Genomic DNA, 21,100 nt, shown 5'->3' on the forward strand with positions numbered 1-21,100 from the left:
CGAGCTCGAACCGAACCTACCCGGTTGCGGGTCAGAGAACTCGACGAGCCTTCATCCCGTCGAAGACCGGAGCGACGCGGACGACGTCGCCGGTGGTGGGGGCGTGGACCATCTGACCGTTGCCGATGTAGATCGCCACGTGCCCCGGCCCACCGGATTGCCAGTTCCCGAACAGTAGATCCCCTGGCTGAGCCATCGACAACGGAACCTCGGTGCCGACACCCCATTGGGTCTCGGAGGTTCGGGGGAGTGTCACCGTGCCGCCGGAGGCCTTGAACACCGCGTACGACGTCAAGCCCGAGCAGTCGAACCCACCTCCGGACGGCCCGTTGATGTTTCCGCCGCCCCACACGTACGGCAGGCCGAGGTAGTCCATGGCGAGTTGCACTGCTCGTCCACCGATACCGGCAATATCGATGCCGGCGAACGGTGTCAGGATTGCGGCAAACTGCGTTTCGGTCGCGCGAATCTTGGCCACGTACGGCTTTGTTTGATTTTCGTAATCGGGTGTTCCCGACGGCATTCCGCCGGACTTCAGGACCGCGCCTGCGCCGGCGTTGTAACCGGCGATGGTCAGGTCGAGACTGTCACCCTTGACCAATCCGGCCGACTTCCATTTCTCGACCTGACTGTTGATGTCGCAGAGCAGGTTTCCCGATGCCATCACCGAATCGGCGATGCCGTTGATGTCGGCTACGCCGTCGCCGTCGGCATCTTTGCCGTAGGTGCGCCAGGTAGCGGGCATGAACTGGCCTGGCCCACGGGCGCCGGACACCGATACCGGTGCGGTCGGCCCGTACCGGAATCCGTTCTCCGCTGCGTACAACGCTGCGATGGTCGGTGCTTTGACTCCGCCACAGATCGATCCTGCGCGGGTCAGCCACGGAACGAACGCGGTGATCGCACCTATCGGTGACAGCGAAACCCCGGTGAAAGTCGCAGGTAGACCGGGGAACAGCGCCCGCCGGAGTGCTTCGGCGGCAGGCATGAACGCGGTTTGGTTGGTGATCTGCCCGAGCGAGTACGTCAATCCGCCGAACTGGACCGATCCTGCGTTGGTGGGGAACACCGAGGGCGCGAAAGCGCTTGGTGTAGTGGTCGTATCGGTTGTCGTCGACATCGCGGCGGCAACAGGCGCCGGAACGTCGGCGGCGGGAGCAGTTTCCGGCTTGGCGGGTTCCGCTGGCTTCGGGGGCAACATCGGTTCGGCTGCATCTTCGACGGCGGTCGCTGCGTTGTCGAGAGCCGTGCCCGCGACAACGGCTGCCGGCGTGGGCAATGTACCGAGCAGGTCATCGAGTTGCTTCTGCAACGTTGGACCGGTGTCCTCCGCAGCCGCCGCGACGCTGTGGGCGCCGTCTTTGACCTGTGGGGGTAGGTCCGTCGCCGCCACCGCTCCTGCAGCGGACACGATTACGGCAACGATGACTGCGATTGGATCGCCTGCCATGTAACAACTCCTGGTGCTCGAGCTCTCCCCGACGTTCCATGTCAACCCATCCATGTGAGGTGACTCACACATCATGCACGTTGGAATCGAATCGCGGAGCGAAATAGAACACGTTCTAGTGTCTGTCGACAAAAAAATCACCTCTGGCCCACACGTTGCACCGACCCGAGCTGGTGTTTCGCGTAAGTTGGCGGTGAGAAATCACTATCGACAATCCGAGCATGGGAGCGAAGATCATCGACAAATACGTGCTGTCGCCCGAGACCGTGTGGGATCCCGGTGCACAGCTACTGTCGCAGTGCGTAGTCGTGGAGAACGCGGACCGCACGCTGTATCTGTCCGGCCAGACGTCGATCACCGCAGATGGTCGGTTCGCGGGTATCGGTGACGTCTCGGCTCAAATCCGGTTGGCGTTCGAGAACATTCGTCTCATTCTCGACGCTGCCGGCGGCACCTTGGCCAACGTCGTCAAGGTGACCGTGTACTTCACCGACCTCGGTGACTTGGACACCTACACCGGCATTTTGGGCGAGCTGTTCGCCGAGAGCAGGCCTGCGCAGACCGTCGTCGAAATCAGCAGGCTAGCGATGGACGAGTTGCTGATCGAGATCGATGCGATCGCGGTGCTCTAGACGAGCGTCGACCAGTAGTCGGAGAACTCGATCCCGATCGCGGCGATGACGATTGCGTACCAGACGGCCAAGATGGTCCAGCGCCATTCGAGGAGAGCTCGGGTGATGTTGCCTGCGCGGTCGCGGTCGCGGTCGACGAGTTGGGACAGTGAGACGATGAAGATCGGCATCGTCACTGCCCACACGACCATGCAGTACGGGCACAGCGCATGGATCTCGTAGAGGCTCTGGTAGATAAGCCAGTGCACGAACACCACACCGAGCGCGGTGCCGGTGCTGAGACCCAGCCAATACCAGTGCGGCAGTTCGATTCGGCCGAGCGTCAGAATCCCCGTCATCAGCACCACGGTGAATGCCACGATTCCGATGATCGGATTGGGGAACCCGAACAAGGCAGCCTGCTCGGTCGTCATGACCGAACCGCAGGACAGCACCGGATTGAGATTGCAGGACGGCACGTACGCGCTGTCTTCGAGCAACATGATTCGCTCGATGGTCAGGGTCAGCGCCCCGAGGAGACCGAGAAGACCGCCGATCGTGAGGACCCAGGCGGTGGCTCTAGCCGCTCTCACTTCGCACCTGTCCTCTCACATCGCTCCTGTCACTGTGCAGCGGTGATCGCGGCGCGCAAAGCGTCCGGAGTCGGGTTCGACACGACCGTGCCGTTGACGGAGACAGTCGGTGTGCTCGAGATGCCCTCGTCGAGCGCGGCCTTGGTCTGGCTCGTCACGTAATCGGTGTAGGTGCCGCCGGTGATGCAGCTCGACAGTTCTGGACTTTCGATGCCTGCCTGCTGGGCGATGGCCACGAGTTCGTCGTCGCTGAGGCCTGCAGCGCCCTCGGCGGGCTGCTGATCGAACATCGCCTTGTGCCAGACCGGCCACGCCGAGACATCGGCTTCGGCGACGCACAGGCTCGCGTTCGCGGCACGCGTGGAGTAATTGGTCGAGGACATGCGATCGAGGATCGCGATCGGGCGATAGTCGACGGCAATGGTGTTGTCCGCGACAAGTTCGGCGAGGGTGTCTCCGCTTATCGTTTCGAACTGCTTGCACGCCGGGCACTGGAAGTCCTCGACGACGCTGACGACGACAGCCGCGTTTGGATCACCGATTCGGATCGCCCCGTTGTCCTGAGTCGACGAGGGGGCAGCAGCAGGTGCGTCGGAGTCGGAGTTCTTCGACGCGATGGAGAATCCGATCGCGGCGATCAAGGCGATGAGTACGACGGCGATCCCGATCTGGATCAGCGTGCGTCGCTTCTTGTCGTTTCCTTGCATGCCTGCTGCGGCAGCCTGTGCCTTCTTCTTGCTCTCGTTGCTCACTGCAGATCCCTTGCTCGCCCGACCAATGAAGTCCGGAACAATCATAGGCGGGTGAACCTGAGGTCAGGCTGAGCACTCGACGGTCAGGTCAGGCTGATGATTCGTTCGACGGCGAATCCGTAGCCCGCCACTCCGAGGCCCGCGATGACGCCGCTGGCTATGGCGGAAACGAACGAGTGGTGACGAAAGTCCTCGCGAGCGTGCACATTGCTGATGTGCACCTCGATGATGGGCACTTCGGGAATGACAAGTGCGTCGCGCAGTGCCACGGAGGTGTGCGTCAGACCGCCGGGATTGATGACGATTCCCGACGCGGTGCCGCGTGCTTGATGTATCCAGTCGATGAGCTGTCCCTCGTGGTTGGACTGCTCGGCCCGGATGTTGCGGCTGTGCGCAGCGGCGGTTTTCTCGCACAGTGCGACGACGTCGGCAAGGGTTTCGTGGCCGTACACCTTAGGTTGGCGAGTGCCGAGCATGTTCAGGTTCGGTCCGTTGAGCACGAGGATGTGTCCTTGGGCTGCGCTCGAGTCGCCGACCATGTGATTGCTCACTTTCATTCAGGGCGCGTACCACCGAATGAGATCATTTCACAGGTCGTTGGCGCACCGTCCTGGTGAAAGCTGTGTGGCTGGTCAGGGGTGTAGGCGTCTTCGCGCACATCGTCGCCGTCCGGCACCGCACCGCGTTCGGAGTGGCAGGCCTGAACGCGGCCGATAAGTGCTCGGTCAACCCGTCGCTGCCGACTCGTTCTTCCGGTCGTCTACGTCGATGCGCGAGACTCTCGTCACGATCGGGCAGGTGTGGCGCCGCCCGGGTGATGCTCGTCGTCGTCATTTCGGTCGGGGGACCGGGGTCGGTCATCGGATACGACTACGCCCGCAGGTTCGATCCGAGCGCAATCTCGATACTGCCCACGGGATGGTGAACATCGGTGGATTGCTGGTTTCGCTGCTCGTGATCGCATCTATCGGGGCGATTCTGCAAGCGAACGGCGGTACACCTTCGAGGGATTCCGGTTGGCGTTTCTCGCGCAGTGTCCGGCGTGGGTGGTTGCGATCACCGGAGTCTTGCTGACGCGACGCAAAACTCGACGGCAGTTGGCAGCGGAAGGGGTCCACCCGCGCACGGTGCGGGAGATTCTCGAGTCGCGTCGAAAATCGCAAATGGACGCTGCGGTGGCAGGGCTGCGCGTCTGACAAATCGGATTGCAATCTTGCGTTCCCGAGAGCATGCTGGTGTTCCCAATTTACTTGTGTGTTGCAAGCAAACATATCGTAAAGGTGTGACCAAGCGGTGGTAACCGAACAAGAAGTGACGCAGCCCGCGTCCGGCGAACTCTCGCACCGACAGATCATGACGATCCTGTCGGGGCTGATGATGGGCATGTTCCTCGCAGCGCTCGATCAGACGATCGTGGCGACGTCGGTCCGCACGATCGCCGACGACCTCAACGGGTTTTCGGTGCTCGCGTGGGTCACCACGGCGTACCTGATCACCTCGACGATCTCGACGCCGCTGTACGGAAAGCTCTCCGACCTCTATGGCCGCAAACCGTTCTTCATGACGGCGATTTCGATCTTCGTCATCGGCTCGATGCTGTGCGGAATCTCGACGTCGATGTACGAGCTCGCTGCATTCCGTGCGGTGCAGGGGCTCGGTGCGGGTGGTTTGATGTCGATGGCGCTCGCCATCATCGGCGACATCGTTCCGCCGCGTGAGCGTGCGAAGTACCAGGGCTACTTTCTTGCCGTGTTCGGTACTTCGAGTGTGCTCGGTCCCGTCATCGGCGGGCTGCTCGCAGGCCAGTCGTCCATTCTCGGCATCACGGGTTGGCGATGGGTGTTCTACATCAACGTCCCGCTGGGCATCATCGCGCTCATCGTCGTGTGGCGAGTGCTCAATCTTCCGGTGTTCCGACGCGAGGCGCGCGTCGACTGGTGGGGTGCACTGCTGCTGGCGATCGGTCTCGTGCCATTGCTCATCATTGCCGAACAGGGCCGTGTCTGGGGCTGGACTTCACCTCTCGCGTTGATGTGTTTTGCGATCGGTATCGTCGGCGTCCTCGCATTCATTTTGGTGGAAATTAAGATGGGCGACGACGCGCTCATCCCGATGCGGTTCTTCCGTAATCGATTGTTCGCGCTGTGCATTGCGGTCAGCGTCATCGCTGGTGCAGCAATGTTCGGTGGCATTTCGTTGTTGCCGCAGTACTTGCAGGTAGTCAAGGGATCGTCGCCGACGCTCGCCGGTTATCAGACGCTTCCAATGGTTGGGGCCCTCATGATTTCGTCGATCGTGTCGGGGCGCATGATCTCGAAAACTGGCCGCTACAAGATCTTCCCGGTAGTTGGCACAGCGCTGATGGCGATCGGAATGTTCCTCTTCCACTATGTGCACGCGGATACTCCGCTGTGGCAGACCATGCTGATCATGGCCTTGTTCGGTATCGGTCTCGGTTCCATGATGCAGCCGCTGACACTGGCAATTCAGAATGCGATGCCGCCCAAGGACATGGGAGTGTCTACTGCTGCTGCGACCTTCTTCCGTCAGATCGGTGCGACGCTCGGCGTTGCGGTCTTCCTGTCGATGCTGTTTACACAGCTCACACCGAAGACCACTGATGCGCTGGTAGCGGCCAGTACGACGCCGGAGTTCCAGCAAGCCGTCCAATCGGCGTCGACGAGTGCCGACCCACTGGAAAAGGGCTTCGCCGACGCGATCATTGCGCAGGACTCGTCGATCGCCGGCAGTGCATTGGTCGACAGTTCTTTCATGCAAAAGCTCGACAGTGCGCTGGCCGAACCTTTCCGCGTCGGATTCTCCGACGCCATGGACTATGTCTTCCTTGCCGTCTCCATCCTGATGGTTATCGGATTCGTGTTGGTCATCTTCGTCAAGGAAGTGCCGCTGCGGACGATGTCCGGCCTCGCGGCTGCCCAGCAGGAACGTGACGAAGCTGCGAAGGACGAAGCTGCCAGGGGTGAGGCGGCAAAGGTGGAGGCTGCCAGGGGTGAGGCGGCAAAGGTCGAGGCTGCAAGAGCAGGCGGGGATCTTTAGCGAACGCAGCGCTCGGAAAGAGATCGATCCCTCGGAACACTCTCAGGTCCATCGTAACTTTCGATGGTTACGAGGGACCTCCTGTTTCACAGTTCAGAACGGCGCAGGACCATCTGCATCCTCCGTACTCCCGGGACTCCCCGGACCGTTGGGACCGCTGGTGCTCGCGGAAGTCTTATTGCTGCACGCTGCGCCGCGCTGGCCTCCGCTGTGCCGGCCCGATTGCGGGGACGGGCGATCGGTGAACGGTGTGCCTGGTCCGTCAGGTCTGGCGAGTTCGGTGTCCGTCGTGTTCGTGTTCGCAGGCGGCGGGCTGCAATGGGTGCGTCGCTTGCGCGGAATGTGGGGGATCAGGCGGCAGTCGGACAGACCGGTCGTCCCGACTGTGCCCCCAGGCAGAGTTATCGCTGTTGATCCTGAACTCGAGGTCCAGTAGTCGATACCCCGCGGAAGCATGACAGGAACCCAGACGCCCATTGTCTTGAGCATGTGGTGATAGCGGCAAAGGCAATGGAGATTGGTCAGTACCGTCCATCCGCCATGTTTCGGGTCGTAGTGGCGATAGGACACCACATGGTCGATTTCGCAGGCTGCGGCCGGAACATCACATCCTGGATGGCGGCAGGTGCGATCCCGTTGTCGAACGCATTTGGCCAGTTCGCTACTCGGGCGATAAGTGAGCGCACCGTCGGGTGGTTCGAGGAATCCGCCGTGACCATCGGGGTGCAGCGCCTCGGCCCGCGCCGGGTTAGCTGCAACAGCCTCTTCGATGTGCGCTATCAGCGTGTAGGACCCGGTGTAATCGGTAGCGGACTCAGTTGCGTTCGGCGCTGTGGTGCACGGCTGTGACTTTGCCGGACGCTTTGGAAATGCGAGTCCGAGCCTGCGGCGCCCATGACCCAACGGATTGAGCACCGTGTGCGTACCGAGATTGATTCCAGTGCCAGTACCTGCGGAGTCGCCGGGCCCGTCACTCTGGGCATCTGGACCGGCACCTGCATCTGGACCGGCACCGGCACCCTCGCCCGTCCGCTTGTCACCCTTGCCACGCTCTGACCGAACATCGACATCCTGATCAGGGATCACATCTATAAGACCGAGTGAGGCTGCGAGGTCCGCCGCTTCGGTCAGCAGTAGCTGCCAGTCTCCGTTTGCAGCAAGTTCGCGGGCATAGTCCGCATCGATCAATCCGTGTCCTGCGAGGTATCCGGGTAGGTCGGCGAGTCCGGCAAGCGTCGGCAGATCGATCGTCACTGTGGTCAGTGGGCTACGGCGTGCAGGCAATTCCCGCCGGGCGGTGCACGGATTGTCCTCGTCCTGTTCGCACGTGCACGAAACAAATGTCTCTTGATGCACGAGCGCCACGTACGCGGCCGCGAGTCGCTGGCCACGAGTGCGCGGATCACGGCGGCACAGGGTGTTCGCCATTTCGTTGACCAGTTGCCAGCACGCCGCGGCGTCACCTGCTTCGAGGTCGGCCTCGATGGTGGCGATCATGTCTCTGTCGCGGTATCGAACGCGGGTGAGCTTGACGAGATCTTTGCGAAGCGCAGCGGCCTCCTCCGGTGCAACACGCTGCACGATTTCACAGATCTCGGTCGCGAGTGGCCCGGGGGATAGGCGGTGCGCTGCATGGAGTACTTCGGATTCGATGCGGACGGCAACTTCCAGTGGGAGCGGGTTGGTGTTTCGATAGATCGCCCGCACCCGTGCGAGATCCAACTCGCCGGCGTCGAATGCTGCTCTGACCCTGGGCAACCGGAGTCGGAGATCCATACCGATCTCTGCATAAGTGTCCGCCACAGTCTTGGAGCATCCCAGCGCCTTCGCTGTCTCCGATGCCGCATAGCTCCCCGCATCCATGATCACGTCACCGACTTGGACACTCTGATGAATGCAGGAATCCCAGATCGACGCTGCAAGAAAGACTTTGCGTGCGCAGGCCTGGTTCTCGATCACCGCCGCGTCGGAGAGCTTCTGAAGTACTGATCGATCGATGACCGGCGTGTGCTGCGGACCTACGTACGAAGCGAATGCACTCCTGCGACTCGAACTCATGAATCGAAGCCCCCCGGCATGTCGATGTTAGAACGTATGTTCGATAATATCGACTTTCGTGGTCGTCGTCAAGGGTTTCATTCTCCGATCCTCCTGTAGCGCAGTTGAATACGAAACGCAGGTGCCTACACCATTCCACCGACATTTCAGCCGAAAGTCCCCGCCCGGGGTCGGTCCGTTACGGCGTGTGACCGCCCTCTGGTCAAGTGGTCAGTCCTCTGTGCTGCACTCGCACCCTTTGGCCCGCGGGTCAGCCCACTCGTGCTCTGCGTCAGGCCTCTCGCAGCGCGTGGCAGCCCAGGCGTCCGATCAGCCCGGACTCCGCGTGTCGCCAGCCCCCTCTCCTCCTCCGGCCGGCCTCGACGTTCACTACCGGCGTGCCGCGTAGTCCGGGCCGGTCGTGGGAGAGTGCTCGCCCGACGACGGGCATTCCAGCCGCCGGGAAGTCGGCCGAGCCATTAAAAAGCAAGCGTGCTTGCTTTTTTATCGATCAGATGTGAAACTTCCTCCATGGCCGACCTCGACTCGATCGTCGATGACCTCCGCGCCGAGGGTGATGCGCTCGACACTCTCGTGGCTGGACTGACCGAAGACCAGTGGGCGACGCTCACACCTGCGCCGGGCTGGACCGTCGCGCATCAGATCGCGCATCTGTCCTGGACCGACAATGTTGCCGAACGCACCACCTCGGGGGCATCGGGGGACGCGAACGCTGCCGCAGAGTTCGACGGCGTTTTGAAGGCTGCTTGGTCCGATCCCGCTGGTTTCGTCGACAGCGCCGCTGAGGAGGAAGCTGCAAGTGCTGATCTCCTCGCTGTCTGGCGCACCCGTCGGCATGCCATGACCGACGCGCTGAAACGGGTCCCTCCCGGGGTCAAGATTGCGTGGTTCGGACCACCCATGAGCGCTGCTTCGATGGCTACCGCTCGCCTCATGGAGACATGGGCCCATGGTCAGGATGTCGCCGATGCACTCGGAGTCACCCGCGAGCCGACGGAGCGGATCGAAGCTGTTGCGCATATCGGCGTCCGTACCCGTGATTTTGCCTATGTGATCAACCAACAGACTCCGCCGTCCGAGCCGTTCCGAGTCGAGCTGACCTCCCCCTTGGGTGAGCTTTGGACCTGGGGCCCCGGTGGCGCTGCTCAACGCGTCACCGGCTCGGCGGTGGATTTCTGTCTGCTGGTGACGCAGCGGGCGCACCCCGAGAATCTCGATATCGAGGCCGTCGGACCCGACGCTCAGCACTGGCTGACCATCGCTCAAGCCTTCGCAGGCCCTCCAGGACCAGGACGACCCAAAAGATGACAGTCAGAATCGGAAATTGTTCCGGCTTCTACGGCGACCGACTCTCGGCGATGCGCGAGATGCTCGAGGGCGGCGAACTCGACTATCTCACCGGCGATTACCTCGCGGAGCTGACGATGCTCATCTTGGGCCGTGACCGGGCGAAGGATCAGTCTCGAGGCTACGCAAAGACTTTCCTCCGCCAGGCCGAGGACTGCCTGGGGCTCGCGCTCGACAAGGGCGTCAAAATCGTCTCGAATGCTGGTGGCCTCAATCCGAGCGGACTGGTCGAGGCACTCGACAAGCTCGGCACCGGTGCCGAAATCGCCTATGTGCACGGCGACGACTTGCTGCCGCGAGCCCACGAACTCGGCCTCGGTAGTCCGCTCACCGCCAACGCGTACCTCGGGGCCTGGGGCATCGTCGAGGCCCTGAACGCAGGCGCCGACGTCGTCGTCACCGGGCGCGTCACCGACGCTTCCGTCATCGTCGGACCAGCAGCTGCCCATTTCGGTTGGAGCAGAACCGATTACGACGCCCTCGCCGGAGCGGTGGTTGCCGGGCACATCATCGAATGTGGTACGCAGGCTACGGGTGGCAACTACTCGTTCTTCACCGAGATCGCCGATATGTCGCGGCCAGGATTCCCGATTGCCGAGATCGAGGCGGACGGATCGAGCGTCATCACCAAACATGAAGGCACGTCGGGTGCGGTGAGCGTCGGTACCGTCACAGCTCAACTGCTGTACGAGATCACCGGTGGCCGCTACGCGAACCCCGATGTCACCGCTCGAATCGACACCGCGTCGGTGTCGCAGGCGGGAGCGGACCGCGTGCTGGTCAGCGGTGTGAAGGGTGAAGCGCCCCCGCCCACTGCCAAGGTTTCTCTCAACGCACTCGGCGGATTCCGCAACGAGTTCACCCTGATCCTGACCGGCCTCGACATCGAGGCCAAAGCCGCACTGGCGCAGCAGCAGTTCGAGTCGTGGCTTCCGTCGCGGCCGACCGAACTCGACTGGACGCTCGTGCGTACCGACAAGACCGACGCCGAGACAGAGGAAACCGCGAGTGCCTTGCTCCGGTGCGTCGTTCGCGACAGCGATCCGAATGTTGTCGGGCGGCAGTTCTCCTCGGTGGCGGTCGAACTGGCACTGGCCAGCTATCCGGGGCTTTCGGTGACGGCGCCTCCCGGGAACGGAGCGCCGTACGGGGTGTTCACCGCCGGTTATGTGCCGATCGGCGAAGTGCCCCACGTGGTCGTACTGCCGGACGGGACGCAACGGGAGATCGAACCCGCGACCGAAACGCTCGAACTCGAACCGCTGACCGAACCGGAACTACCACCGGCGCGAGAGCCGGAACCGACCATTCGCGTTCCACTCGGCACCATTGCCGCCGCACGCAGCGGAGACAAGGGTGGGAATGCGAACGTCGGCGTCTGGGTTCGCACGGACGACGAATTTGCTTGGCTGGCACACGCTCTGACGGTCGAGCAGATCGCACTCATGCTGCCGGAGACCGCGGATCTCGTCGTCACCAGACACCTTCTTCCGAAACTTCGGGCCGTCAACTTCGTCATCGAAGGAATCCTCGGAGAGGGCGTCGCGTCGCAGGCTCGTTTCGATCCACAGGCCAAGGGGCTCGGTGAATGGCTGCGTTCGCGGCACATCGACATCCCCGAAACTCTCGTCTTCACAGGGGCACTCTCATGACAATATGGAACACTCCGGAGCGCGAACAACTCCGAAAGACCGTGCGTAGCTTCGTCGAACACGACATCGCACCACACATGAACGACTGGGAGCGCGACGGCGAAATACCCCGCGACCTGCACAAGAAAGCCGCGGCTCTCGGACTGCTCGGAGCGGGGTTCGAAGAATCGGTCGGCGGTGAGGGCGGGGATCTCGCCGACGCCATCGTCATCTGCGAGGAGATGCATCAAGCAGGCGCGTCGGGTGGGCTCTTCGCCTCGCTGTTCACCAACGGAATCGCACTGCCGCACATTGTCGCAGCCGGTGATCCCGACCAGATCGACAAGTGGGTACGCCCGACCCTCGCCGGCGAGAAGATCGGTTCGCTCGCCATCACCGAGCCCGGTGGCGGCTCCGATGTCGGGCACCTACGTACCAGGGCAGTGAAGGACGGCGACCACTACGTCGTCAACGGCTCCAAGACCTACATCACGTCGGGATGTCGAGCAGACTTCGTCGTCACCGCGGTCCGCACCGGCGGCGACGGTGCCGGTGGAGTCTCGCTGCTCGTCGTCGAGAAGGGCACACCAGGGTTCGAGGTGACCGGCAAGCTCGACAAGATGGGTTGGCGGGCGTCGGATACCGCCGAGCTCTCCTTCGTCGACGCCCGAGTCCCGGTCAGCAACCTCGTCGGAGCGGAGAACAGTGGATTCGCCCAGATCGCGCAGGCCTTCTTGACCGAGCGTGTCGCGTTGGCTGCACAGGCCTACTCCAGCGCACAACGATGCCTGGACCTGACCTTGCAGTGGGTTCGAGACCGCGAGACATTCGGAAAGCCCCTTATCGCAAGGCAATCCGTGCAGAACACCGTCACCGAGATGGCCCGCAAGATCGACATCGCCCGCGTGTATACCCGCAGCATCGTCGAGCGTTCGATGCAGGAGAACAACGACTTCATCGCCGAGGTGTGTTTCGCGAAGAACACTGCCGTCGAGTCCGGTGAATGGGTGGCCAACCAGGCGGTTCAGCTGTTCGGCGGCCTGGGCTACATGTGCGAAAGCGAAGTTGAGCGGCAATACCGCGACATGCGCATCCTCGGCATCGGCGGCGGCACGACCGAAATTCTGACCGGACTCGCAGCAAAACGATTGGGGTATCAGGCATGAGCGTGTTGAAATCCACTCTCGACACTGCGTCCGCGCAGTATGTCGAGGCAACCGAGGCGATGAACACCAAACTCGCCGAGATCGATGCCGAGCACACCAAGGCGCTGCTCGGCGGAGGCGAGAAGTACATCGAGCGTCATCGCAAGCGGGGCAAACTCCTTGCCCGCGAACGCATCGAGCTGCTCGTCGACGAGGACTCTGCTTTCCTCGAACTTTGCCCACTTGCAGCCTGGGGCAGTGATTTTCCGGTCGGCGCCAGCACCGTGGTAGGCATCGGCGTCGTCTGCGGCGTCGAATGCCTGATCGTGGCAAACGACCCGACGGTCCGCGGCGGCGCCAGCAATCCCTGGACACTGAAGAAGGGATTCCGCGCGAACGACATCGCCACCCAGAACCGTCTGCCGGTCATCTCGCTCGTCGAGTCCGGCGGTGCCGATCTGCCGACGCAGAAGGAAGTCTTCATACCTGGCGGTCGCATGTTCCGTGATCTCACACAACTGTCCGCTGCGGGAATCCCCACCATCGCCCTCGTTTTCGGTAACTCCACCGCGGGTGGTGCGTACATTCCCGGCCTCTCTGACCACGTGGTCATGATCAAGGAACAGTCCAAGGTATTCCTGGCCGGACCGCCCCTGGTCAAGATGGCTACCGGCGAGGACTCCGACGACGAGTCACTCGGGGGTGCCGAAATGCACGCCCGAAAGTCCGGTCTCGCAGATTATTTCGCCGTCGACGAGCAGGATGCCATCCGCATCGGTCGCAGTATCGTCGAGCGTTTGAATTGGAAGAAGAAGGGTCCTGAGCCGCGCACAGACGTCATCGAGCCCCTGGTGGATCCCGAGGAACTCCTCGGCATAGTTCCCACGGACCTGAAAATTCCGTTCGACCCGCGCGAGGTCATCGCTCGCATCGTCGACGGCTCCGACTTCGACGAGTTCAAGCCGATGTACGGATCTTCACTCGTCACCGGCTGGGCCGAACTACACGGCTACCCGATCGGCATTCTCGCCAACGCACGAGGCGTCCTGTTCAGCGAGGAATCGCAGAAGGCGACGCAGTTCATTCAACTCGCCAATCGTTCGAACACGGCACTTCTCTTCCTGCACAACACCACCGGTTATATGGTCGGCAAGGAGTACGAGGAAGGCGGCATGATCAAGCATGGTTCGATGATGATCAACGCCGTCTCCAATTCCACCGTCCCGCACATCTCCATCCTGCTGGGCGCGTCCTACGGCGCGGGCCACTACGGCATGTGTGGGCGAGCCTTCGACCCACGCTTTCTGTTCGCCTGGCCGTCGAGCAAGTCCGCGGTCATGGGTGGTGCCCAACTCGCGGGTGTCATCTCCATCGTCGGACGCGCTGCTGCCGAAGGGCGCGGCCAGGTGTTCGACGAAGCAGCAGACGCCGGCATGCGCGCGATGATCGAGAAGCAGATCGACGCGGAGTCGCTGCCGCTGTTCCTCTCCGGACGCCTGTACGACGACGGAGTGATCGACCCCCGTGACACCCGTACGGTAGTGGGAATGTGCCTCTCGGCCATCGCCTCTGCCCCTATCGAAGGCACCGCAAACTTCGGTGTCTTCCGGATGTGACGCACATGACTGTCAACTCGATCCTGGTCGCCAACCGCGGCGAAATTGCACGACGCGTCTTCGCCACCTGCCGCAGCGAGGGCATCGACACGGTCGCCGTCTTCTCCGACGCCGACGCAGATTCGCCGCACGCGCGGGAAGCCGACACCGCGGTACGTCTGCCGGGAAATTCCTCGGCCGAGACGTACCTGCGCGGCGAACTCGTCATCGCTGCTGCAGTGCAGGCTGGTGCCGACGCAATCCACCCCGGTTACGGATTCCTCTCGGAGAATGCGGAATTCGCGCGGCAGGTGCAGGACGCCGGTTTGATCTGGATAGGACCGCCTGCCGAGGCCATCGAACTGATGGGCAGCAAAGTCGAGTCCAAGAAGATGATGGCCGACGCCGGGGTACCGGTGCTGACGCAGCTCGATCCCGCGACGATAGGCGAGGACGAGCTTCCGGTTCTCGTCAAGGCATCTGCGGGTGGGGGTGGACGAGGCATGCGGATCGTGCGTGAACTCGCCGCGCTGCCTGCAGAAATCGAAGCGGCACAGCGGGAAGCGCTGTCGGCATTCGGTGACTCGACGGTGTTCTGTGAGCGATACATCGAAACCGGTCGCCATATCGAGGTACAGGTCATGGCCGACCGTCAGGGCAACGTGTGGACCGTCGGCGAGCGAGAGTGCTCGCTGCAGCGGCGGCACCAGAAGGTCGTAGAGGAGGCGCCGTCGCCCCTCGTCGAGCGGGTTCCGGGTATGCGCAAGCGACTCTTCGACGCGGCCCGGTTGGCCACCGAGGCCATTCGGTACGAGGGAGCCGGAACCGTCGAATTCCTGGCGGACGAAAGTGGGAACTTCTTCTTCCTCGAGATGAACACCCGCCTGCAGGTGGAGCACCCGGTTACCGAATGTACGACGGGATTGGATCTGGTTGCGTTGCAGATCCATGTTGCCGGAGGCGGTTCGTTGCCCGCAGATCAGCCTGTCGCCGCGGGTCATTCGATCGAAGTTCGGCTCTATGCGGAGGACCCGTCGCAGGGTTGGCAACCACAGAGTGGCCCGGTTCACCGGTTCGAGATTCCTGGTGCACACTTCACTGTCCTCGAGAAGGCAGGTATCAGGGTCGATTCGGGTATCGAGAGTGGCACTGTCGTCGGCGTTCATTACGATCCGATGCTGGCCAAGGTCATCTCCTATGCACCCACCCGTGAGCAGGCCTCGAAGCTGCTGGCGAAAGCGTTGCAGAATGCGCAGATTCACGGATTGAAGACCAACCGTGACCTCCTGGTCAATGTCCTGCGTCATCCGGCTTTCGTGGCGGGAGACACCGACACGGCGTTTTTCGACACCCATGGCCTCGATACACTCGCTCGTCCGGTAGGAGGCACCCACGCAGTGCAGCTGTCGGCACTTGCTGCTGCGCTTGCCGATGCCGCCGCCAATCGCAGTACGGCACGTGTCGGACAGGGGCTGCCGAGCGGGTGGCGCAACCTGCCCTCCCAGCCGCAGCGGAAATTCTATCGAACCGACGCGTCGTTGGGTGAGGTCGAGTCCGGTGATATTTCCGTCGAATACACGCTCGGCCGGTACGGGCTCGCGACAAGCCTGGACGGCGTCGGGTTGGTGTCCACTTCGCCTACGCAAGTAGTGCTCGACGAGAACGGTATTCGTCGGTTCTTCGACGTTGCACGATACGGCGACGATATCTTCGTCGACTCTTCCCTCGGGCCCGTTCGGTTGGTCAGGGCGCCGCGCTTCACCGACCCGAGCGAGGAAGTGGCGGCGGGATCATTGCTTGCTCCGATGCCGGGCAACGTCGTTCGCGTCGGCGCGGCCGCAGGTGACACGGTGACGGCCGGTCAGCCGATTCTGTGGCTCGAAGCGATGAAGATGGAACACACGGTTACCGCTCCAGCAGCGGGTGTACTCACCGAGCTGAATGTCGAAGTGGGACAGCAGGTAGAAGTCGGCGCTTTACTCGCCGTGGTCACCGAAGCCGAAGTCACCGAAGCAGTAGTCACCGAAGCAGTAGTCACCGAAGAAGTAGTGAACGAAGGGGAGAACACATGAGCTTCATCGAAACCGAGGAACAGAAGGCGCTGCGTACGGCAGTCTCTTCTCTCGGCAAGCGCTTCAACTACATCGACTACGTGCTCCCCAAAGCGCGGCGCGGTGAACCGCTGACCGAATTGTGGAACGAAGCAGGCAAGCTCGGATTCCTGGGGGTGAATCTTCCCGAGGAGTACGGCGGTGGCGGAGCAGGCATCTACGAACTCGCGCTCGTGCAGGAAGAACTCTCTGCCCATGGTGCAGGTCTGCTCCTGGTGGTGGTGAGCCCAGCGATCTGCGGCACCATCATCGGTAAGTACGGCACCGAGGACCAGAAGCAGACATGGTTGACCGCGCTTGCCGACGGGTCGAAAATCATGGCCTTCGGGATCACCGAGCCCGACGCCGGTTCGAACTCGCATCAGATCACGACCACGGCCAGAAGAGATGGCGACGACTGGATCGTCAACGGCAGCAAGATCTACATCTCCGGGGTCGATCAGGCCGACGCCGTGCTCATTGTCGCGAGAACCGAAGACAGTAAGAGCGGCAAGCTGAAGCCGGCTTTGTTCGTTGTGCCGACGGACACCGAGGGCTTCCAGAAAACTCGGATGCAAATGGACATCATCGAGCCGGATCATCAGTTCACGTTGTTCCTCGATGATGTCCGGTTGCCGGCCGATGCCCTCGTCGGTGAAGCCGATGCCGCGCTCATGCAACTGTTCGCCGGGCTCAATCCCGAACGCATCCTCGGTGCGGCGATGGCGGTCGGCATGGGCCGCTACGCGATCGACAAAGCGGTCAAATATGCAAACGAACGCACCGTGTGGAAGACGCCGATCGGAGCACACCAGGGCATTGCGCATCCTCTCGCTCAGGTCAAGATAGAGCTCGAACTGGCCAAGCTGATGATGCAGAAGGCCGCAGTTCTGTATGACAGTGGTGATGACTTCGGCGCTGCGGAGGCCGCGAACATGGCCAAATACGCTGCAGCAGAGGCGAGCATCAAGGCGCTCGATCAGGCCATTCAGACCCATGGTGGCGCGGGCCTGACCGAGGAGTACGGACTGGCTTCGATGCTCGGTCAGGCCCGCATCGGTCGCGTGGCGCCGGTCAGCCGGGAGATGATTCTGAACTTCGTATCCCAACATTCGCTGGGCTTGCCGAGGTCGTACTGATGGCAGTACAGGTTCACACCGAAGATGCAGTCACCACGCTGACGCTGGACACGCCACATAATCGAAACGCGTTGTCCACCGTTCTGGTGGACGAACTCACCGCCGGACTTGTCGATGCCGGCAAGGACACCGGTATCCGTGCAGTCGTACTCGCGCACACGGGCAATACTTTCTGTGCCGGAGCCGACATGTCCGAGGCGGGCGGTTCGGTCGAGGGTAGAACTGCCCAGATGCTCGGACTACTACGTTTGATCCTCGAGACACCCAAGCCGGTCATCGGGAAGATCGACGGCCATGTGCGCGCGGGAGGAATGGGACTCGTCGGTGCCTGTGACATCGTCGTGGCCGGGCCTGGCAGTACGTTTGCGCTGACCGAGGCGCGGCTCGGGCTAGCGCCGTCCGTCATCTCGCTCACTGTCCTTCCTCGACTCGGTTCGCGAGCGGCGAGCCGATACTTTCTGACCGGTGAGAAGTTCGGGGCCCCCGAAGCCGAGGCCATCGGGTTGATCAGTGCAGCCGGCTCGGATCCGGAGTCGATGATCGAGGAACTGGTGGCATCGATTTCTCAGGCGTCACCGCAAGGGTTGGCGGAGTCGAAATGGTTGACCACCTCCTCGATGCTTGCCGAATTCGATCGCCGCGGCGAGGAGCTCGCCGCACATTCGGCGAGGCTGTTCGAATCGGAGGAGGCGCGAGAAGGGATGATGTCCTTTCTACAGAAGCGTCCACCGAGTTGGGCGATACCGAACACAGGGGAGAAGTAGGGAAGATGGCGTCGCCGCGTGAACCCAAACAGGACCGTAGTAGGGCCACGCGGTTGCGGCTGCTCGAGGCAACCATCGACTCTCTCGCCGAGCAGGGCTGGGGCGCCACGACGGTGAGCGTCGTGGCAGAACGAGCAGGGGTGTCACGCGGTGCTACGCAGCATCACTTCCCGACGCGCGAAGACCTGATCACTGCTGCCCTCGAGTACATGTTCGATACCCGCATGGAGCACGCCGGACGCGAAGCGGTGGCACTGCCCGTCGGTCCGGCCAGAACCGAGGCGGTGGTGGATCGGCTAGTGAACTACTACACCGGGCCACTGTTCAAAGCAGCGCTGCAGGTGTGGACCGCGGCCGCGGCGGATCCGGAGATGCGCGCCAGGGTCTTGCCACTGGAGGACAAGTTCGGTCGCGTCGCACATCGCACTGCCGTCGCTCATCTCGGTGCCGATGATCGCGATCCGCAGACCCACCGGTTGGTACAGGCGACGCTGGACCTGGCCCGGGGGTTGGGGTTGGCAGATGTGCTCAGCGACGACTCGCGAAGACGAGCGGAGATCGTTCGGGCCTGGTCAGGCGTGCTCGACGCGTCCCTTCGGATTCGTCAGGACGACGCCGTTACCGCCCTGCACAAGGGTTAATTCTTCCGACGGACATTCAGTAGAGTCCTGGGCATGCGGGGGAGAGTGGCCATTGGCCTGGCGGTGTGCGGCATGCTGCTGGGCGGCTGCGGAACCGGTGACGACGCTGCGCCGTCGAGCCAGGATTCGGCCGAAGCCTCCGCCGCTGACCCTGGACCGTTCTTCGGCCAGTGCGGTTCTGTCGCGGACGAGGAAGTGCGGGGAGCGTTCGCGGTAACGGCATTCACGATGATCACTCGCAACTCGGTGGGATGCGAGTGGGAGGTCGCCGGTTTCTCCGGGCCGTCGGTCAGCTTCTCCTGGTATCGGGGCAGCCCCATCGACCGTGAGCGCTCCGGATCGGAACTGATCGGCAGGCCGGCCGAGGGCATCGAGATCGACGGACACCCTGGATTCTCCGCCGACGCGGGCGGCTATCTGTGCGAAGTCGGCGTGCAATTCGGCAAGGACTTCATACATTGGTCCGTCTCGTACGGGGACCTGCGACCGTCGGCGGATCCGTGCGGTGTCGCCGAACAACTCGCGACCTTGACCGTGGAGAGGGCCCAGTGAAAAAAGCGTCGATTCTGGCAGCGGCTCTCCTTCTCGCAGGCTGCGGCACAACCGTGCAGGGGACTCCGCGGGCGGCAGGTTTCGACGGTTCGGGAGGTGGAGACCTGCCCAACCTGTTGACCGAATGCGATTGGGTACTCGACGACCAGATCGCGGCAACCGTTGGCGGCGACGCCATCGCGCGTGGATTCTTCGGAGCAATCTGCCGCTGGGACGTCAGTGGCCCCAATGGCATCGTGAAGGTCACGTCCAACTGGTTCGAGAACGGATCGTTGGCCACCGAACGTGAAACCAACGAGAAGATGATGTACAGCGTTACCGACATTTCGGTGAAGGGACGCAACGCAATTCGCAGTCAGCCGCCCAATGATCCCGACTCGTGCGGTGTCAGCGCAGGCGGGCCCGACGCAGGCATCGTGGGGTGGTGGGTCCAGTACCTGCCAGGGTCGGGCCATCCGGACCCTTGTGCGGCGGCGGCCGAGTTGATGGAACTGACTCTCGACCTGAGTCAGTAGATGTCCAAGCCCAGCCGGTAGCACAGCGGGGGTCGTTTTGACCCGAGGCAACGCCGCCGGGTATCGTAAAGCGTCGTGTCCGGCATGCCCGGGCCGTCTGTGTGCCTATGCGAGGTACAGCCGTGCTCATGTTCGGATTCGAGCAAGCGATACGGCTGCCGTGTGGGGGTATGCGACACACCCGACCGCGGGGTGCAAGAGACCCGCGGAGGTAGTAAGGGTGAGGAGCAGTGTTCTCTTGCTCCAACTGCTAGATCCCTGAGTCTCGATCAAGATGAGACTCGTAACACGAAGAAAGCCGGTTCATGCCAACTATCAACCAGCTGGTCCGTAAGGGTCGCACCGATAAGGTGCGGAAGCTCAAGACCGCTGCCCTCAAGGGAAGCCCACAGCGTCGTGGCGTGTGCACTCGCGTGTACACCACCACTCCGAAGAAGCCGAACTCCGCTCTCCGTAAGGTCGCGCGCGTGCGCTTGACCAGTGCGGTCGAGGTCACTGCCTACATCCCCGGTGAAGGCCACAACCTGCAGGAGCACTCCATGGTGCTCGTTCGCGGTGGTCGTGTGAAGGACCTCCCGGGTGTGCGCTACAAGATCATCCGCGGCTCGCTCGATACCCAGGGCGTCAAGAACCGCAAGCAGGCTCGTAGCCGCTACGGCGCCAAGAAGGAGAAGAGCTAATGCCACGCAAGGGCCCAGCACCCAAGCGGCCGCTGATCAACGACCCGGTTTACGGCTCCCCGTTGGTCACGCAGCTCGTCAACAAGATCCTCATCGACGGCAAGAAGTCGACCGCTGAGCGCATCGTCTACCAGGCACTCGAGCAGGCGCGCGAGAAGACTGGCACCGACCCCGTCGTCACGCTCAAGCGTGCACTCGACAACGTCAAGCCGGCCCTTGAGGTTCGCAGCCGTCGCGTCGGTGGCGCCACCTACCAGGTGCCCGTCGAGGTTCGCCCCGGCCGTTCCACCACGTTGGCTTTGCGCTGGCTGGTCACCTTCTCGCGTGCTCGTCGTGAGAAGACAATGGTCGAGCGTCTTGCCAACGAGTTGCTCGACGCCAGCAACGGCCTCGGTGCCGCTGTGAAGCGTCGCGAGGACACGCACAAGATGGCAGAAGCCAACAAGGCGTTCGCGCATTACCGCTGGTGATGCTTGTCGG

At 62.4% G+C, this 21,100-nt stretch carries 19 protein-coding genes and 1 pseudogene; 15 read left to right on the top strand and 5 right to left on the bottom strand.

What is annotated here, in order from left to right:
- Positions 1 to 31 precede the first annotated feature (31 nt).
- A complete protein-coding gene (locus E5720_RS14415) occupies positions 32 to 1,450 on the bottom strand; it encodes an NlpC/P60 family protein (RefSeq protein WP_136171213.1) in 1,419 nt (472 codons plus the stop codon).
- A 221-nt stretch (positions 1,451 to 1,671) separates the two neighbouring features.
- On the opposite strand from E5720_RS14415, the gene E5720_RS14420 reads away from it, so the two are divergent.
- Complete coding sequence (locus E5720_RS14420; protein ID WP_247595969.1) at positions 1,672 to 2,082, top strand: RidA family protein; 411 nt, start codon at positions 1,672 to 1,674, stop codon at positions 2,080 to 2,082.
- Here E5720_RS14420 and E5720_RS14425 read toward each other — a convergent pair.
- From E5720_RS14425 to aroQ, 3 genes are all read right to left on the bottom strand, one after another.
- Positions 2,079 to 2,654, bottom strand: coding sequence for a vitamin K epoxide reductase family protein (locus E5720_RS14425; protein ID WP_136171214.1), 576 nt, complete (start codon positions 2,652 to 2,654; stop codon positions 2,079 to 2,081). The genes E5720_RS14420 and E5720_RS14425 overlap by 4 nt on opposite strands.
- Before the next feature lie 29 nt (positions 2,655 to 2,683).
- Positions 2,684 to 3,406, bottom strand: coding sequence for a thioredoxin domain-containing protein (locus E5720_RS14430; RefSeq protein ID WP_247595970.1), 723 nt, complete (start codon positions 3,404 to 3,406; stop codon positions 2,684 to 2,686).
- A gap of 83 nt (positions 3,407 to 3,489) precedes the next feature.
- Complete coding sequence (aroQ, locus tag E5720_RS14435; protein WP_247595971.1) at positions 3,490 to 3,963, bottom strand: type II 3-dehydroquinate dehydratase; 474 nt, start codon at positions 3,961 to 3,963, stop codon at positions 3,490 to 3,492.
- A gap of 257 nt (positions 3,964 to 4,220) precedes the next feature.
- Between aroQ and E5720_RS14440 the strand changes: the two are divergent.
- A pseudogene (locus E5720_RS14440) lies at positions 4,221 to 4,602 on the top strand (MFS transporter); the annotation flags it as partial.
- 157 nt (positions 4,603 to 4,759) lie between these two features.
- Positions 4,760 to 6,463 carry an MDR family MFS transporter gene (locus E5720_RS14445; RefSeq protein ID WP_136172715.1) on the top strand — a complete coding sequence of 568 codons (1,704 nt, stop codon included), beginning with the start codon at positions 4,760 to 4,762 and terminating at the stop codon, positions 6,461 to 6,463.
- A 93-nt stretch (positions 6,464 to 6,556) separates the two neighbouring features.
- On the opposite strand, the gene E5720_RS14450 is transcribed toward E5720_RS14445, so the two are convergent.
- On the bottom strand, positions 6,557 to 8,521 hold the full coding sequence (locus E5720_RS14450) for an HNH endonuclease signature motif containing protein (RefSeq protein WP_136171216.1): 1,965 nt from the start codon (positions 8,519 to 8,521) through the stop codon (positions 6,557 to 6,559).
- 510 nt (positions 8,522 to 9,031) lie between these two features.
- Between E5720_RS14450 and E5720_RS14455 the strand changes: the two genes are divergently transcribed.
- The 12 genes from E5720_RS14455 to rpsG all read left to right on the top strand — a co-directional run bounded on the left by E5720_RS14455 (position 9,032) and on the right by rpsG (position 21,090).
- On the top strand, positions 9,032 to 9,829 hold the full coding sequence (locus tag E5720_RS14455) for a TIGR03084 family metal-binding protein (RefSeq protein ID WP_136171217.1): 798 nt from the start codon (positions 9,032 to 9,034) through the stop codon (positions 9,827 to 9,829).
- Positions 9,826 to 11,520: an acyclic terpene utilization AtuA family protein gene (locus E5720_RS14460; protein WP_136171218.1), complete on the top strand. Its 1,695-nt coding sequence runs from the start codon at positions 9,826 to 9,828 to the stop codon at positions 11,518 to 11,520. Before E5720_RS14455 ends, E5720_RS14460 begins: the two co-directional genes overlap by 4 nt.
- The gene (locus E5720_RS14465) at positions 11,517 to 12,665 is read left to right on the top strand and encodes an acyl-CoA dehydrogenase family protein (protein ID WP_136171219.1); all 1,149 of its coding nucleotides are present in this window, start codon (positions 11,517 to 11,519) and stop codon (positions 12,663 to 12,665) included. Before E5720_RS14460 ends, E5720_RS14465 begins: the two co-directional genes overlap by 4 nt.
- A complete protein-coding gene (locus E5720_RS14470; protein ID WP_136171220.1) occupies positions 12,662 to 14,260 on the top strand; it encodes a carboxyl transferase domain-containing protein in 1,599 nt (532 codons plus the stop codon). The genes E5720_RS14465 and E5720_RS14470 overlap by 4 nt, the downstream gene beginning before the upstream one ends.
- A gap of 5 nt (positions 14,261 to 14,265) precedes the next feature.
- Positions 14,266 to 16,311: a biotin carboxylase N-terminal domain-containing protein gene (locus E5720_RS14475; protein WP_136171221.1), complete on the top strand. Its 2,046-nt coding sequence runs from the start codon at positions 14,266 to 14,268 to the stop codon at positions 16,309 to 16,311.
- Positions 16,308 to 17,468 carry an acyl-CoA dehydrogenase family protein gene (locus tag E5720_RS14480; RefSeq protein WP_136171222.1) on the top strand — a complete coding sequence of 387 codons (1,161 nt, stop codon included), beginning with the start codon at positions 16,308 to 16,310 and terminating at the stop codon, positions 17,466 to 17,468. The genes E5720_RS14475 and E5720_RS14480 overlap by 4 nt, the downstream gene beginning before the upstream one ends.
- On the top strand, positions 17,468 to 18,232 hold the full coding sequence (locus E5720_RS14485; RefSeq protein ID WP_136171223.1) for an enoyl-CoA hydratase family protein: 765 nt from the start codon (positions 17,468 to 17,470) through the stop codon (positions 18,230 to 18,232). The genes E5720_RS14480 and E5720_RS14485 overlap by 1 nt, the downstream gene beginning before the upstream one ends.
- Positions 18,233 to 18,237: 5 nt before the next feature.
- The gene (locus E5720_RS14490) at positions 18,238 to 18,873 is read left to right on the top strand and encodes a TetR/AcrR family transcriptional regulator (protein WP_136171224.1); all 636 of its coding nucleotides are present in this window, start codon (positions 18,238 to 18,240) and stop codon (positions 18,871 to 18,873) included.
- A 33-nt stretch (positions 18,874 to 18,906) separates the two neighbouring features.
- A complete protein-coding gene (locus tag E5720_RS14495; protein ID WP_136171225.1) occupies positions 18,907 to 19,425 on the top strand; it encodes a DUF3558 domain-containing protein in 519 nt (172 codons plus the stop codon).
- Positions 19,422 to 19,940 (top strand): DUF3558 domain-containing protein, encoded by a 519-nt coding sequence (locus E5720_RS14500; RefSeq protein ID WP_136171226.1) that lies wholly within the window; start codon positions 19,422 to 19,424, stop codon positions 19,938 to 19,940. The genes E5720_RS14495 and E5720_RS14500 overlap by 4 nt, the downstream gene beginning before the upstream one ends.
- A gap of 305 nt (positions 19,941 to 20,245) precedes the next feature.
- Entirely contained in the window at positions 20,246 to 20,620 is a 375-nt protein-coding gene (gene rpsL, locus E5720_RS14505; protein WP_072805599.1) for a 30S ribosomal protein S12, read from the top strand.
- Positions 20,620 to 21,090 carry a 30S ribosomal protein S7 gene (gene rpsG, locus E5720_RS14510; RefSeq protein ID WP_072805598.1) on the top strand — a complete coding sequence of 157 codons (471 nt, stop codon included), beginning with the start codon at positions 20,620 to 20,622 and terminating at the stop codon, positions 21,088 to 21,090. Before rpsL ends, rpsG begins: the two co-directional genes overlap by 1 nt.
- Positions 21,091 to 21,100: the final 10 nt, after the last annotated feature.

The sequence above is a fragment of the Rhodococcus sp. PAMC28707 genome (assembly GCF_004795915.1).
In the GTDB taxonomy this organism is placed as follows: Bacteria; Actinomycetota; Actinomycetes; order Mycobacteriales; family Mycobacteriaceae; genus Rhodococcoides.

Bases quoted from the DNA above. Each gene is read 5' to 3' on its own strand.
- E5720_RS14415 (WP_136171213.1), bottom strand. From the start codon at position 1,450: ATGGCAGGCGATCCAATCGCAGTCATCGTTGCCGTAATCGTGTCCGCT.
- E5720_RS14420 (WP_247595969.1), top strand. From the start codon at position 1,672: ATGGGAGCGAAGATCATCGACAAATACGTGCTGTCGCCCGAGACCGTG.
- aroQ (WP_247595971.1), bottom strand. From the start codon at position 3,963: ATGAAAGTGAGCAATCACATGGTCGGCGACTCGAGCGCAGCCCAAGGA.
- E5720_RS14445 (WP_136172715.1), top strand. From the start codon at position 4,760: ATGACGATCCTGTCGGGGCTGATGATGGGCATGTTCCTCGCAGCGCTC.
- E5720_RS14450 (WP_136171216.1), bottom strand. From the start codon at position 8,521: ATGAGTTCGAGTCGCAGGAGTGCATTCGCTTCGTACGTAGGTCCGCAG.
- E5720_RS14455 (WP_136171217.1), top strand. From the start codon at position 9,032: ATGGCCGACCTCGACTCGATCGTCGATGACCTCCGCGCCGAGGGTGAT.
- E5720_RS14460 (WP_136171218.1), top strand. From the start codon at position 9,826: ATGACAGTCAGAATCGGAAATTGTTCCGGCTTCTACGGCGACCGACTC.
- E5720_RS14465 (WP_136171219.1), top strand. From the start codon at position 11,517: ATGACAATATGGAACACTCCGGAGCGCGAACAACTCCGAAAGACCGTG.
- E5720_RS14470 (WP_136171220.1), top strand. From the start codon at position 12,662: ATGAGCGTGTTGAAATCCACTCTCGACACTGCGTCCGCGCAGTATGTC.
- E5720_RS14475 (WP_136171221.1), top strand. From the start codon at position 14,266: ATGACTGTCAACTCGATCCTGGTCGCCAACCGCGGCGAAATTGCACGA.
- E5720_RS14480 (WP_136171222.1), top strand. From the start codon at position 16,308: ATGAGCTTCATCGAAACCGAGGAACAGAAGGCGCTGCGTACGGCAGTC.
- E5720_RS14485 (WP_136171223.1), top strand. From the start codon at position 17,468: ATGGCAGTACAGGTTCACACCGAAGATGCAGTCACCACGCTGACGCTG.
- E5720_RS14490 (WP_136171224.1), top strand. From the start codon at position 18,238: ATGGCGTCGCCGCGTGAACCCAAACAGGACCGTAGTAGGGCCACGCGG.
- E5720_RS14495 (WP_136171225.1), top strand. From the start codon at position 18,907: ATGCGGGGGAGAGTGGCCATTGGCCTGGCGGTGTGCGGCATGCTGCTG.
- rpsL (WP_072805599.1), top strand. From the start codon at position 20,246: ATGCCAACTATCAACCAGCTGGTCCGTAAGGGTCGCACCGATAAGGTG.
- rpsG (WP_072805598.1), top strand. From the start codon at position 20,620: ATGCCACGCAAGGGCCCAGCACCCAAGCGGCCGCTGATCAACGACCCG.